This window comes from Arthrobacter sp. LT660, from assembly GCF_056172845.1.
This window is the reverse complement of record NZ_CM149651.1, coordinates 1,708,954-1,721,187: the sequence shown is the minus strand read 5'-3', so window position 1 is coordinate 1,721,187 and position 12,234 is coordinate 1,708,954. Positions and strand designations below refer to the sequence as shown.

The 12,234-nt window shown below is 63.1% G+C and carries 11 protein-coding genes, 1 tRNA gene and 4 pseudogenes; 10 read left to right on the top strand and 6 right to left on the bottom strand.

Translation table 11 applies throughout. The annotated features are described in order from the left end of the window. Positions 1 to 14 precede the first annotated feature (14 nt). Complete coding sequence (locus AC0QSG_RS07970) at positions 15 to 473, bottom strand: Fur family transcriptional regulator (protein WP_435728812.1); 459 nt, start codon at positions 471 to 473, stop codon at positions 15 to 17. A 102-nt stretch (positions 474 to 575) separates the two neighbouring features. Between AC0QSG_RS07970 and AC0QSG_RS07965 the strand changes: the two are divergent. Then, positions 576 to 1,271, top strand: a pseudogene (locus AC0QSG_RS07965) (MFS transporter); the annotation flags it as partial. A gap of 23 nt (positions 1,272 to 1,294) precedes the next feature. Here the strand turns inward: AC0QSG_RS07965 and AC0QSG_RS07960 are convergent. Further along, a pseudogene (locus AC0QSG_RS07960) lies at positions 1,295 to 1,861 on the bottom strand (transposase); the annotation flags it as partial. A gap of 108 nt (positions 1,862 to 1,969) precedes the next feature. Between AC0QSG_RS07960 and AC0QSG_RS07955 the strand changes: the two are divergent. Both AC0QSG_RS07955 and AC0QSG_RS07950 read left to right on the top strand, forming a co-directional pair. Then, a complete protein-coding gene (locus AC0QSG_RS07955) occupies positions 1,970 to 2,278 on the top strand; it encodes a transposase (RefSeq protein WP_475377209.1) in 309 nt (102 codons plus the stop codon). Between the two features lie 11 nt (positions 2,279 to 2,289). After that, positions 2,290 to 3,129: an IS3 family transposase gene (locus AC0QSG_RS07950; protein WP_475377208.1), complete on the top strand. Its 840-nt coding sequence runs from the start codon at positions 2,290 to 2,292 to the stop codon at positions 3,127 to 3,129. Positions 3,130 to 3,612: 483 nt separating this feature from the next. Here AC0QSG_RS07950 and AC0QSG_RS07945 read toward each other — a convergent pair whose 3' ends face one another. Beyond that, positions 3,613 to 4,512: a DUF1963 domain-containing protein gene (locus tag AC0QSG_RS07945; protein WP_475375910.1), complete on the bottom strand. Its 900-nt coding sequence runs from the start codon at positions 4,510 to 4,512 to the stop codon at positions 3,613 to 3,615. Between the two features lie 253 nt (positions 4,513 to 4,765). Then, a pseudogene (locus tag AC0QSG_RS07940) lies at positions 4,766 to 5,755 on the bottom strand (IS1380 family transposase); the annotation flags it as partial. Positions 5,756 to 5,907: 152 nt separating this feature from the next. Here AC0QSG_RS07940 and AC0QSG_RS07935 point away from each other — a divergent pair. The 5 genes and pseudogenes from AC0QSG_RS07935 to htpX all read left to right on the top strand — a co-directional run bounded on the left by AC0QSG_RS07935 (position 5,908) and on the right by htpX (position 10,414). Then, complete coding sequence (locus AC0QSG_RS07935; RefSeq protein WP_475377207.1) at positions 5,908 to 6,807, top strand: tyrosine-type recombinase/integrase; 900 nt, start codon at positions 5,908 to 5,910, stop codon at positions 6,805 to 6,807. Next, complete coding sequence (locus tag AC0QSG_RS07930) at positions 6,804 to 7,760, top strand: tyrosine-type recombinase/integrase (protein WP_475377206.1); 957 nt, start codon at positions 6,804 to 6,806, stop codon at positions 7,758 to 7,760. The genes AC0QSG_RS07935 and AC0QSG_RS07930 overlap by 4 nt, the downstream gene beginning before the upstream one ends. After that, the gene (locus tag AC0QSG_RS07925; RefSeq protein ID WP_475377205.1) at positions 7,757 to 8,752 is read left to right on the top strand and encodes a tyrosine-type recombinase/integrase; all 996 of its coding nucleotides are present in this window, start codon (positions 7,757 to 7,759) and stop codon (positions 8,750 to 8,752) included. The genes AC0QSG_RS07930 and AC0QSG_RS07925 overlap by 4 nt, the downstream gene beginning before the upstream one ends. Before the next feature lie 86 nt (positions 8,753 to 8,838). After that, a pseudogene (locus tag AC0QSG_RS07920) lies at positions 8,839 to 9,426 on the top strand (MFS transporter); the annotation flags it as partial. Between the two features lie 118 nt (positions 9,427 to 9,544). Then, on the top strand, positions 9,545 to 10,414 hold the full coding sequence (htpX, locus tag AC0QSG_RS07915; RefSeq protein WP_435728810.1) for a zinc metalloprotease HtpX: 870 nt from the start codon (positions 9,545 to 9,547) through the stop codon (positions 10,412 to 10,414). A 22-nt stretch (positions 10,415 to 10,436) separates the two neighbouring features. On the opposite strand, the gene AC0QSG_RS07910 is transcribed toward htpX, so the two are convergent. Further along, entirely contained in the window at positions 10,437 to 10,925 is a 489-nt protein-coding gene (locus AC0QSG_RS07910) for a YajQ family cyclic di-GMP-binding protein (protein ID WP_435728808.1), read from the bottom strand. Positions 10,926 to 11,073: 148 nt separating this feature from the next. Between AC0QSG_RS07910 and AC0QSG_RS07905 the strand changes: the two genes are divergently transcribed. Next, positions 11,074 to 11,158: transfer RNA gene (locus AC0QSG_RS07905), tRNA-Tyr, on the top strand. Positions 11,159 to 11,262: 104 nt separating this feature from the next. Here the strand turns inward: AC0QSG_RS07905 and AC0QSG_RS07900 are convergent. After that, the gene (locus tag AC0QSG_RS07900) at positions 11,263 to 11,676 is read right to left on the bottom strand and encodes a hypothetical protein (RefSeq protein WP_475377204.1); all 414 of its coding nucleotides are present in this window, start codon (positions 11,674 to 11,676) and stop codon (positions 11,263 to 11,265) included. 169 nt (positions 11,677 to 11,845) lie between these two features. Here AC0QSG_RS07900 and trxA point away from each other — a divergent pair, with 169 nt between their 5' ends. Next, positions 11,846 to 12,232, top strand: a complete 387-nt coding sequence (trxA, locus tag AC0QSG_RS07895; RefSeq protein ID WP_435728806.1) for a thioredoxin — start codon at positions 11,846 to 11,848, stop codon at positions 12,230 to 12,232. Positions 12,233 to 12,234 lie beyond the last annotated feature (2 nt).

The following is a 12,234-nucleotide window of genomic DNA, read 5'->3' as shown; positions in this document are numbered from 1 at the left end:
GAGATTCTCCTTCTTCATCGAATGGGTTCCCTGCGGGGAAGCGGTCCTGTGGCAACACCGGCCGCCTCGTTCCTGCAGTCTTCACAGACGCCCTGGTACAGGACGTCGGCAATCTGAATGGCCATGCCGTGGTCCTCGGACGGCGTCAGGCACGGGGCGTGGCCCACGGCGCAATCGACGTCCTCGACGCGTCCGCACCGGGTGCAGACGGCATGGTGGTGGTTGTCGTCCACACGGGTCTCGTAGAGGGCGGCGGAGTTCGGTGGGCTGAACCGGCGGAGTATGCCGAGCCCGGTCAGGTCGTTGAGCACGTTGTACACGGACTGGATCGACAGGTCCGGGAGCTCCTCGCGCACGGTGGCGACGACGGTGTCCGCGGACGAGTGCGGGTGGTTTTCCAGGACGGACAGCACGGCCAGGCGCTGGCGCGTGACGCGCAGCCCCTGTTCGCGTAGCCGTTCCGGGAAGTCCATACCCCTATTCTTCCCTCTAATTTGATCTTGTCAAAATAAGGTGGGCCTAACCCCGCTGTGGCTGCGCCTCGCTCCCCGCTGCCGCACCGCTAGAATCCAACGGTGCCCCGACTGTTTGCGGACCTGACGCCGCTGCGTATCAGCCCCGCGTTCCGCCGCCTGTGGATCGGCAACGCGCTCTCCGCCGTCGGCAGCCAGCTCACGCTGCTGGCCGTCAGCCTGGAGATCTACGCGCTGACGGGCTCCAGCTTCAATGTGGGGCTGCTCGGCCTGTTCGCCCTCGTTCCCCTGGTGCTGGCCGGGCTCTACGGCGGCGCGATCGCCGACGCGTACGACCGCCGAAAGGTGGCCCTCGGCTCCGCCGTCGTGCTGTGGGGAGCGACGGCCGCCATTGCGGCGCAGGCGTGGCTGGGCGCAGACAACGTCTGGCTGCTCTACGCGCTGGTCGCCGTCCATTCCGGCGCCGGCGGGATCAACCAGCCGACCCGCGGCGCCATCATCCCGGCGATCCTCGGCCTGAAGCTGCTCCCCGCGGCCAATTCCCTGAACATGGTCACCTTCGGCATCGCCCAGATGATCGGACCCCTGCTGGGTGGCGTGCTGGTGGCCCAGGTCGGTTTCGCGTGGACGTACACGATCGACGTCGTTACCTACACGGCGGCCATCTGGTCCGTGTACCGGCTTCCGTCGCTGCCGCCGACGGGCGGGGCGTCGCGGGCCGGACTGCGCTCGGTCGTCGAGGGATTCCGGTTCCTGGCGAACCAGCCGAACATCCGCATGACGTTCGTGATCGACCTTGATTTATGCGGACGTCCGCATAAGTCCAGGTACATGATCGGGTAGATCGCATCCAGCGGCCGGCTCTGCCAGGTGATCACCTCGTCCAGGACCTCGTCGGTGATCTTGGAGATCGTCTCGCGCGAGAGCTCGGTGCCGATCGTGGAGGCCAGGTGGTGTTCGATGTCGCGCACCGTCATGCCCCCGGCATAGAGGCTCACGATCATGTCGGCCAGCTCGCTGGTGCGCCGCGATCCCTTGGGAACCAGGCGGGGCACGAACGTGCCGGCCCGGTCCCTGGGCATGCCCAGTTCGACGTCCCCGGCACTGGTGGACACCGTCTTGGGGTAGGTGCCGTTGCGCGAGTTGGACACCGCGCGTCCGGCGTACTCGTTCTTCTCATACCCCAGATGCCCGGACAGTTCGGCCTTCAGGCCACGCTCCAAGCCGGCCTTGATGATCTGCCGGATGAACCCGTCCTTGCCGTCGAGCTCGATCTCCCCACGGTCGATCTGGCCCATCAACTCGTCAAAGGCCCCCGAAGACTTCAGCGCCTCCATGTCCCCCACCGCAGCCATCCGCTCGGCGGTTTTGGACGCGTCTACTTTCATCACCGAATTCTTGTGGTCAGTCACAGTCACAATCATGCTCCATTCCAAGGGTGACTAGGCTACTTACACACACCATCTGACACCCTCGAAAGCAAACCGTCCAAGCAGGTGTATTCCTTCGAGTTCAAGCTCGCGGTTGTCCGCCAGTTCCTCGACGGCGAGGGTTCCACGATGGACCTCGCACGGATACACCAGCTCAGTTCCCCGAAGCTGTTGGATTCGTGGGTCCGGATCTATCGAATCCATGGCGAGGACGGTTTGCGTCCCAGCGCCAAGGGCCGCCCGCGCGCTGCCGATGGCACCGAGCCGACTGTACCCACCGAGCTCGAGAAGCTGCGCCGCGAGAACCAGCGGCTACAGGCCGAGGTTGCATACCTAAAAAAAGTACGGGCCTTGAGGAACCAACCACCGCGCTGAAAATCAGCGCCGTGATCGCCCTCAAGGCCTCCCACCCCCTGCCCCTGCTCCTGGCCGCGGCAGGGCTGCCCCGCTCCACGTTCTTCCACCGCCAGGCCGCGCTCAAGGCACCGGACCGGCACGCGGAGCTCCGCGCCCGGATCCACGAGATCTTCACCAAGGCCATGGGCCGCTACGGGCACCGCCGCATCCACGCCGAGTTGTTGGGCGGCGGGTGGCAGGTGGCGAAGAAGACCGTACTGAAGCTGATGCGCGCCGAGGGCCTAGTCTGCAAGGTCCGCAGCAAGCGAAGGTACTCCTCCTACAAGGGCCAGATCGGCAAGGTCGCCGAAAACCTGCTGAAGCGCGAGTTCGACACCGAGGCACCGAACCTGAAGTGGGTGACCGACGTGACCGAATTCAAGATCGCCGAGCGCAAGGTCTACCTCTCGCCGGTGCTGGACCTGTTCGACCGCTCGATCGTTTCCTACTCGGTGTCGCAGTCCCCGACCGTGGCCTTCGCCAACCAATCGCTCAGCGAGGCCATCGGCACCCTGGCCGCGGGCGAGGCGCCGATGATGCACTCGGACCAGGGATTCCAGTACCAGCACGCCAGCTGGCAGAAGATGCTCGCCGACGCCGGCATGGCCCAATCCATGTCGCGCAAGGGCAACTGCCTGGACAACGCCGTGATGGAAAACTTCTTCGGGCACCTGAAGGAAGAGATGTTCCACCACCACGAATACACCAGCGTCGAGGCGTTCACCACAGAGCTCGACGACTACATCCAGTGGTACAACTATGACCGAATCTCGTTAACGCTCGAGTGCCTGAGCCCGATGGAATACCGGGCTCAGGCACTGGCTGCGTAGACTTTTACTTACAGGGTCCAACTTTCGGGGCCCAGTTCATGACCGAGGTTGTCACCCACCCCTTGGTCTCGCCTTTCAGCGACAGCTGCCACACCGCATCGCGAAACGGATCCAGATGCGGATCCTGCGGCCAATCCGTCTCGTCCATGCCAAACCACTTGCCAAACCATCCCATCGTTCATTTATAACAGCCCGGCCAATTCGAGCGGAGAAACATCCACGATCGCGCTGGCCGTCGGATAGTGTCCAAAACGACCGTTTGAGAACTGGTCATTGAACCTCACTCGGTGTCATTTTCCGAAGGCGACTGCACTGAGTGTCCGAAGTCCTCTGCACTGAGCTGGTGCGCCCGCAGGGGGAACCTTCACTGGGACGGTCCACTCTAAGCCCAATGCATTCGGTTGTGATACGTCGCAATTTATGACAATGAATGAGACGCCCGCGCATCAGCGGGCGTCTCATCTTAACCAGTATGGATCTGCGTCAGTCTGTGCGGATCAGGCACCAGGCTTTACTGAAGCGTTGCGCGTCAAGGTCGGACTGCCGCATCCAGACTTCAAGATTGCCGACATCACCGAACCAACCTTCCAGGAAAGTCCAGCTTTCAATGTCCAAAATCAATCGGTATTGATCTCCGTCGTCAAGCGGAAGCACATTTTCGAAGACCTCAACGGCGAGGGCACTGTTGCGATCCGGATGTCCATATACATGGCTGTAGGGAATGGGTTCCGAGATATCGGTGACCTGCCGTTGGTGCATCCATGTGCGTTGCAGGTCCGCGCCAGCTCTTTCGACCTGGGTGAAGAGCTTCTTGTCCGAATCCACAAAATTGTGGGCACCCGGAATCGTGTATCCCGGCATGGTCAGGGCCACTTGGCATACCTCGCTCGGTGTATCCAGGTCCTTCGGGGCATCAATCAGGACCGATCTGTCGGGTTCCGGAATCCAACGCACCACCCATCCACCGTTGGCCTTGTCCTCGGCTTCGAAACCGAAGGATTGAAGGTCGTGAAACACTTCGAGCACGCCTGTCTTGGGCAATCCCTCGCGCAGATCCGGCCACGTAGCCTTGTCGTCGGGGTGCGCGGTTCCATCGACCATGGCAAGATCCAGGGCAATCACGTGTGCCAGCGGTTCACCGTTGCTGTTCCGCGGCCACCCCTCCAGGGGTGCTGCGGCAGGTCCGCCAAACCAACACAGTTGGGCGCCTTCCGGCCAGACCTCGCGCAGTTCTTGATCGCCCGGTTCGAACGATTGCTCCGTAATGACAGGTGCGTAAGCGACGTCAACGGATTCGCCATTGACAATGCTTCTCAGCCATTCGTGTGCGCCCGGGTACGGGGCATGCACGGGAACCATGGAAAATTTCGACATATCCACCATCCAATCAAGTTTAGCGGCGGCTTGCGAGCTACCCCGCGGGAGCCCGCAAGCCGGCGACGCGTGTGTTTAGCCCAGCCGTTTCATGAGGTGATGGCAGACCGCTGATTCCGCATTGCGATGTGGAATCAGCGGTTTTGTTGTTTGCGGGCACGCTGACTGGTGGCCGTGTCGCCGGTCCGTGGCCTCGGGTTCCACGTCCCGAGCAGTGTGTTGTGTTCTTTCCTGGTGGTGGCGGATGGGTTGGTGCACCGGATTAGGTGACCATGACGCGGTCCTTGAAACGTTGCCGCAGGTGCTGGATGCTCTCGAATAGCTCAATGATCAGTGTTGCCTCCGGTGCCGTGTTGGGCAGCAACAGCCTGGTTTGCCGAGCGCCACGGACGACTTTCCCTGCCATGGAAAACAACCGGTAACGCCAGCGCTTCATATCCCAACACCCAGCCTCATGACCCGAAGGCAGAGCCGAAAGCTGAAGCCACGCAATAAGGTTCATCGCGAACATGGCGAGATTGGCCCACGCAGTATTGGCAACATACGAGTGGTAAGGAAATTTACCCAGGCCAGAATTTTTCAGCGTTTTGATCCGATTTTCGCACCGGCCACGGGCACGATGCCGGGCATCCAAAAACGCGACGTTGAACCGCGGCGCATTGGTCAGAAACGCGGTCACCCGGTTCCCATCGGCATCAAACAGGCTTGCCTTCGCTCCCGGGTGCAAGGGTTCGGCACGCAAATGCAGGCGTGTGCCCGGCGGGTAATTCTTCAACGAAATCACCTTGCTCGCATCAATGACCCAGGCGTCATGACGCTCCTTGCCCTGCTGATCCGTGGCCGGTTCCCAGTACTTTTTCTCATTGATCCACCCGATCAACCGCTCGTTGGCCACCGGCAGCGCGAAGGACGTGGAGAACTGCAGACCCAGGGAATGCAGGTGGTGAAGGAACTGCCGGGAAGCCCCGGCACTGTCGGTACGCACCAGGATCCTCTCGCCGATCAGTTCCCCGTGCTCGTCATAGAACTCATCGGGCAACTGAGCCAGGGCTTGGGAGAGCACCTCGATATGGTCACGCGCGCTATTGGCTCCCCGGTTACCCGGCCGCATCAAGATCGCCAGGACCTCACCGGTCCCGTTCCCGGCTCCGTAGTCGGCCATGGCAATCAGCGGAGAATACCCGTACCCACCCTTGTAGGTTGGTGCAGCATTCTCCTTCTCCGAGTGCACATGAACGAGGGACGCATCAAGTTATGTTGACCTTGCGATTATGCCGACCATGGCTCCAACATGGCGTTGGTTCCGGGGAATCGGCGAGAGATGGTCGGCATAATCGGGTGACTGTGCTTCCCTGATTTTCCAGGGTGCCCGTCCATTGGGCACCGGTTGATCGGAGGATCGTCATGAGTCTCGATGGGCAGAGTGTTCTCACCGAATTTGGGCAATGGCTGCATTTGGAACGGGGTTTGGCTGATGCCAGCGTCGAAACCGAAGTCTGGCATGCTGAAAAGTTCCTGCAGTGGTTGCCGGACCCGGTGGATTCGGCGTTGGAACGCCTCGATGCGGCCATGGTGCTTCGGTTTGTGGCTGCGAATGCCGAACACGGCTATTCACGCAACTACTTGAAGAACCGGCACCGGGCGTTGCGTTCATTTCTGCGTTTCCTGCATGTTCACGCGGTAACGACTCGGTCGTTGTCAGATGCCGTCCCTGCCGTGGCCGGCTGGAGACTGGCCAGCGTGCCTCGAGGCCTGAGCATTGAACAGGTGGACGCGCTTCTGGCCGGTTTTGACCGGGATACTGCCGTGGGGATCCGCGACCGTGCAATGGTGCTGTTCATGGCACGGCTGGGCATGCGGCGAATAGAAGTGTCCCGTCTGTCCCTCGAGGACATCGGCTGGCATTCCGGGACCTTTTCGGTCACCGGGAAAGGAAACCAGCGGGAGCAACTGCCCTTGTTGAGCGAGTTGGGGGAAGCACTGCGGGACTACTTGCTTCATGCGCGTCCCACATGCGATTGCCCATCATTGTTCATCACCATGCGCCGACCATACCGTCCGGTCACTCCCGGAGTTATCAGTGCTGTGATGAGCAGGGTCAGCGAACGGGCGGCCCTTCCCAAGGTTGGGGCTCACAGGCTGCGGCATACCGTGGCGATCCGAATGCTGGATTCCGGATCTGGCCTGGCCGACATCGGCAAAGTACTGCGCCACCACAGTTCCTTGTCCACCGCGATTTACGCCAAAACGGATCTGAAGCGCCTCTCGGCGCTGGCTCGCCCTTGGCCGGAGGTGAGGTCATGAACACGCCACAGTCCTTTGACCTGGCTGATCTTGCCGAGGACTACCTTCGGATGCGCCGACACCTGGGCTTCAAGTTGGTCTCATTCTCCACGGCCCTGCATAGCTTCGTGCGGTTCATGCAGGAACAGCATGAACCGGTGATCACCACGGCCTTGGCGGTGCAATGGGCGAAGGACGAGGCACCTCGCAGTGAACTCGCCTATACATGGGGGCGAAGATTGATGATTGTGCGGATCTTTGCCCGGCATGCAAACGCCCTTGATCCGAGGCATCAGATCCCGCCCTCTGACATTCTCCCGGCCCCAGCCCGGAGGTCGCTGCCATATATTTACGATGACGTCGAGGTGGATGCGCTGATGAGGGCAGCCTCCGCGCTGCTGCCGCCCTTCAGGGGCAAGACGATGTCAACGTTCATCGGGTTGCTGTCCGTGACCGGCATGCGAACCGGAGAGGTGCACCGCCTGAATCTGGAGGATGTGGACCTTGACCATGGCCTCATCCACGTCGTGGATTCCAAATTCAACAAGTCCCGGGAAGTCCCGCTGCATCCAAGCACCGTCAAGGCGCTGGCGCACTACCGCCAGGAACGCGACAGGTATCTGGGTGGCCAGGGAGAAACCACGGCGTTCTTTGTCAATGTCCGCAAGGTCCGGTTCAAGGAGCAATCCCCGACTCAGTGCTTCCCGGAGCTGCTCGCCATTGCAGGCATCACGGCACCTGGAAGGCCCCTGCCCCGTCTCCATGATTTTCGGCATACCTTTGCCACCCGAACACTCACCGAATGGTACCGAAACGGGGAAGACGTTGAAGCCTTGATGCCGGTGTTGAGCACCTATCTGGGGCATGTGGACCCGAAATCAACCTTCTGGTATCTGACCGGCACCCTTGAGCTGATGGGATTGGCCGCCGAACGGCTTAGCGCATCGTTGGGTTTTCAGGAGGAACACCAATGAACTCGTTTCCCGCACTGCTTCAAGCGTTCTTCACCGACAAGCTCATCGCCGAGCGACAGGCCAGCACCAATACCCTCGCCGCGTATCGTGACACGTTTGTCTTGTTGTTGCGCTACCTGGACGAGGTGGAGGGGCACCGCCCCGAAACGATCACTTTCGAGATCTGCAATGCCCGGGTCATCGCTTCCTTTCTGAACCATCTGGAAACCGAGCGAGGAAATAGCGTCAGCACCCGCAACGCCAGGCTGGCGGCGATCCGCTCCTTCTACCGGTACGCCTCATTTCGGGAACCGGCGCAGGCCTCGCGAATCGCAGAGGTCCTGTCGATCGGCACCAAACGGCGGACCAACTACCTGGTGGAGTATCTGGACCATGACGAAGTCCTGGCGCTCTTGGCGGCGCCGGACCAGACGCGGTGGCACGGGCGGCGCGATCACATCATGCTGTTCACGGCCATCCATACCGGGCTCAGGGTTTCCGAGCTGGCCGGCTTGAACGCCTGCGATGTCCACGTCCGGCCGACAGGATCCTACGTCCAATGCGTCGGGAAAGGACGCAAGACCAGAAGGACCCCGCTTGCCTCGCCAACACAAACGATGCTGGGCCGGTGGATCAGCGAATGCGCCCTGGCTGGTCAACAGCCTGTATTCGGGACGGTGACCGGGCACCGGCTCAGTCGCGACGCCATAGCGAAAATTCTGCGAGTCCATCTTCAGGTCGCTGCCCTGAAATGCCCGTCACTGGTGGGCAAGAACATCACCCCGCACTCCTTGCGGCATACATGCGCGATGCTGCTGCTCCAAGCCGGCGTTGATATCAACGTGATCGCCATGTGGTTGGGCCACCAATCACCTGAAACGACACAGATCTACCTCCATGCAGACCTCCGGGCCAAGGAGGAGGCCTTGGCAAAGATAGCCCTCGACCCAGGCCCGGCACCGGGCCGGTACCACGCAGACGGAGAACTCATGCGATTCCTCGCAAAGCTCTGAACATTATGCCGACCATCTCTCGCCGATTCCCCCGGAACCAAGGACCTGTCGGACCACCGGTCGGCATAATCGCAAGGTCAACATAACTCGTCGCCATGGTCACGGCGGCCCCGCGGGCCCTGCTGCCCGCCGTCGGGGCGGTCCTGATCGGCGGCGGGGAGACCACCGTGGGACTGATGCTGGCGTCCACGGCGCTCGGCTCGTTCCTCGTCGGGGTGTTCTCCGGGCCGCTGGGCCGCGTGCACCGGCAGGGCTTCGCCGTGTTCTGGTCCGTGGCCGCCTGGGGCGCGAGCGTCGGAGGATTCGGCGTCGTGGTTCTCCTCGCGGGGCGGGATCCGCTGCCCGACGACGGGTCGGCCACGCGCTGGGTCTGGGCCGCCGCCGCGTGCATGGCCGCGGCGGGCATAGCGGACGCGGTCAGCTCCGTCTTCCGGACCACGATCCTGCAGTCCGCGACTCCGGACCACCTGCGCGGACGCCTGCAGGGGGTGTTCATCGTGGTGGTGGCAGGCGGTCCCCGCATGGGGGAGCTGGTCTCCGGGGGCGTGGCCACCGGCATCGGCGAGGGGTGGACGCTCGTTGTGGGCGGCGTCGCCTGTATTGCGCTGGCCGCCGGGCTGATGCGCTGGCAGCCGGGATTCCTCGCCTACGATTCGCGCCGTCCGGTGCCGTAGCGGGACACCGTAGCTGGTGCCTGGCGGAACACCGCGGCCGGCGCCGGCGTTGACTAGATTAGATGTAGGCGGGTCCGCACGGTGCGGTGCCCCGCGCACGAACAGGGAGTGACGATCGGTGCATAACCACAACAACGGGCTGAAAACCGCCGGACTGCTGGGCGGCATGTTCGCGCTGCTGCTGGCGATCGGCGGGTTGATCGCCTCCGGAACGGGCAACTCGTCGTTCATCTGGATCTTCGCGCTCATCGGCGTCGCGACGACCGCCTACGGCTACTGGAACAGCGACAAGATCGCCATCCGCTCCATGCAGGCCCGCCCCGTCACCGAACTGGAGCAGCCCGCGATGTACCGGATCGTGCGGGAACTCTCCGTCGTGGCACAGCAACCGATGCCGCGGCTCTACATCTCGCCCACCGCCGCCCCGAACGCGTTCGCGACCGGACGCAATCCGCAGAACGCGGCGGTCTGCTGCACGGAAGGCATCCTGCAGCTGCTGGACGAGCGGGAACTCCGGGGAGTGCTGGGGCACGAACTGATGCACGTCTACAACCGCGACATCCTCACCTCGTCCGTCGCGGCCGCGGTAGCGGGCGTCATCACGTCCGTCGCCCAGTTCATGCTCTTCTTTGGCGGCGGCGACCGCCGCAACGTCAACCCGCTGGCCATGATCGCCACCGCGCTGCTCGCGCCACTGGCGGCGTCGCTGATCCAGATGGCGATCAGCCGCACCCGCGAGTACGACGCCGACGAGGACGGCGCGAAGCTGACCAACGATCCGCTGGCGCTGGCCTCGGCCCTGCGCAAGCTGGAGATGGGAGTCCAGCGCGCGCCGCTGCCCGAGGACCAGCGGCTCGTCAACACGTCGCACCTGATGATCGCGAACCCGTTCCTCGGCGGAGCCAAGAAGCTGTTCACTACCCACCCGCCGATGGCGGACCGGATCGCCCGCCTGGAGGGGATGGCCGGCCGCCCGCCGGGGCGCTGACCCGCGGGCGGCCGACGGCAGCCTAGCGCATGTTGACGAACTGCAGATCGGCCTCCTCGAAGCCGCGCAGCAGGGTCATGGTGGCCTGCAGGTCGTCGCGGGACTTCGAGGAGACGCGGAGCTCGTCGCCTTGGATGGTCGACTTGACGCCCTTGGGCCCCTCGTCGCGGATCAGCTTGTTGATCTTCTTCGCGACATCCTGGGCGATGCCCTCCTTGATGGTGGCCTCGATGCGGTACTCCTTGCCGGAGGCGTACGGCTCGCCGGCATCGAGGGACTTGAGGCTGATGTTGCGCTTCACGAGCTTGGTCTGGAACACGTCGAGGACGGCCTTGACGCGCTCCTCCGAGTTGGCCTTCATCAGGATCTTCTCGCCGCTGAAGTCGAGCTCGGCACCGACGCCCTTGAAGTCGTAGCGCTGGGCGATCTCCTTCTGCGCCTGGTTCAGGGCGTTGGACACCTCCTGGGTGTCGACCTTGCTGACAACATCGAATGTGGAATCGCTCGCCATGGAAGTCCTCCTGTTTTGGGTCGGTTTCTGCTGCGATCCAGCCTACCGGCAGGCGCGGTTCCCGGCCCGGCGGTCCCGCATCCGGGTCCGATTCGATTCTGCGCCGAATCTTAGGTAAAGTTTCTTCTCGTTCCATTACGGAGCGTTCGGCAGATTACCCGAGCGGCCAAAGGGGGCTGACTGTAAATCAGCTGGCATTGCCTTCACTGGTTCGAATCCAGTATCTGCCACCACCGTCCGGCAACGGACCACCGAAGAACCCCGGACCCCACGGTCCGGGGTTCTTCGCGTTCCGCGCGTGTTCCGGAAGGATCCGACCCCGGATTTCCCCGGATCCTCAGGCAGCCATCCGGTTCTCCTCCGCCCTCCAGCACAGGTCCCAAAGCAACAGGTGTGCCCCGGGGTCCGCGTCCATGACGGCGTTGTAGTGCGCCCATTGCCAGTCGGTCGCGCCGTTCGCGTCCGGCGGGGCGGGGGAGCATCCCGCGGGCGTCAGCCACTGTCCGCCGGCCCAGATGGCATGGATCGGACCCACCCCGGTCCCCGCGGGCGAGGGACTTGCGAGGGTGCGCGGCGGTTTGGTCCGACGCTGGATCCGCGCCGCCTCGCCGACGGCGTAGAGCTCGCTTTGGGTGCCCTCCGGGACCCCCGGGGGCAGTTCCCGGTAGCGTTCGGCCAACTCCAGGCCCTCGGAAATCGCGTCGCGCAGCAAGCGCTTCTCAAGGATGATCAACAGGGTGCGGCGCGGCATGGCCCGTTCCTCTCGTAGGTGCCTCTGGGATTCCGAGGCTAGGCGCCAAGGCGCGCCCGGAGGGGCCACCGCCGCCGAATGTGGATAACCCTGCACCGACCACCGTCCACATTCCACCGTCGGGCCAAGGGGAGAGACACGCGCCATGCGGAGCGGCTACCGTTGCCCTATGGCAACCATCGATATCACCGAGGCCCAATTCGCGCAGACGCTCGAGGAGAACGACATCGTGTTCGTTGACTTCTGGGCGGAGTGGTGCGGGCCATGCAAGCAGTTCGCTCCGGTTTTCCAATCCGCGTCGGAGCAGTTTCCCGACGTCGTGTTCGCCAAGGTGGACACCGAGGCCGAGCAGGGCCTGGCCGCCGCCGCGGGCATCACCTCGATCCCCACGCTGATGGCGTTCCGCGACAAGGTGCTGGTCTTCTCACAGCCCGGAGCCATGGGCTCTTCGCAGTTCACGGACCTGGTCGACGCGGTCAAGGGCATCGACATGCAGGAGGTGCACGCCCAGTTGGCGTCCCAGGAAACCGCCACAGAGGACGCCTCCGCTAAGTAGGG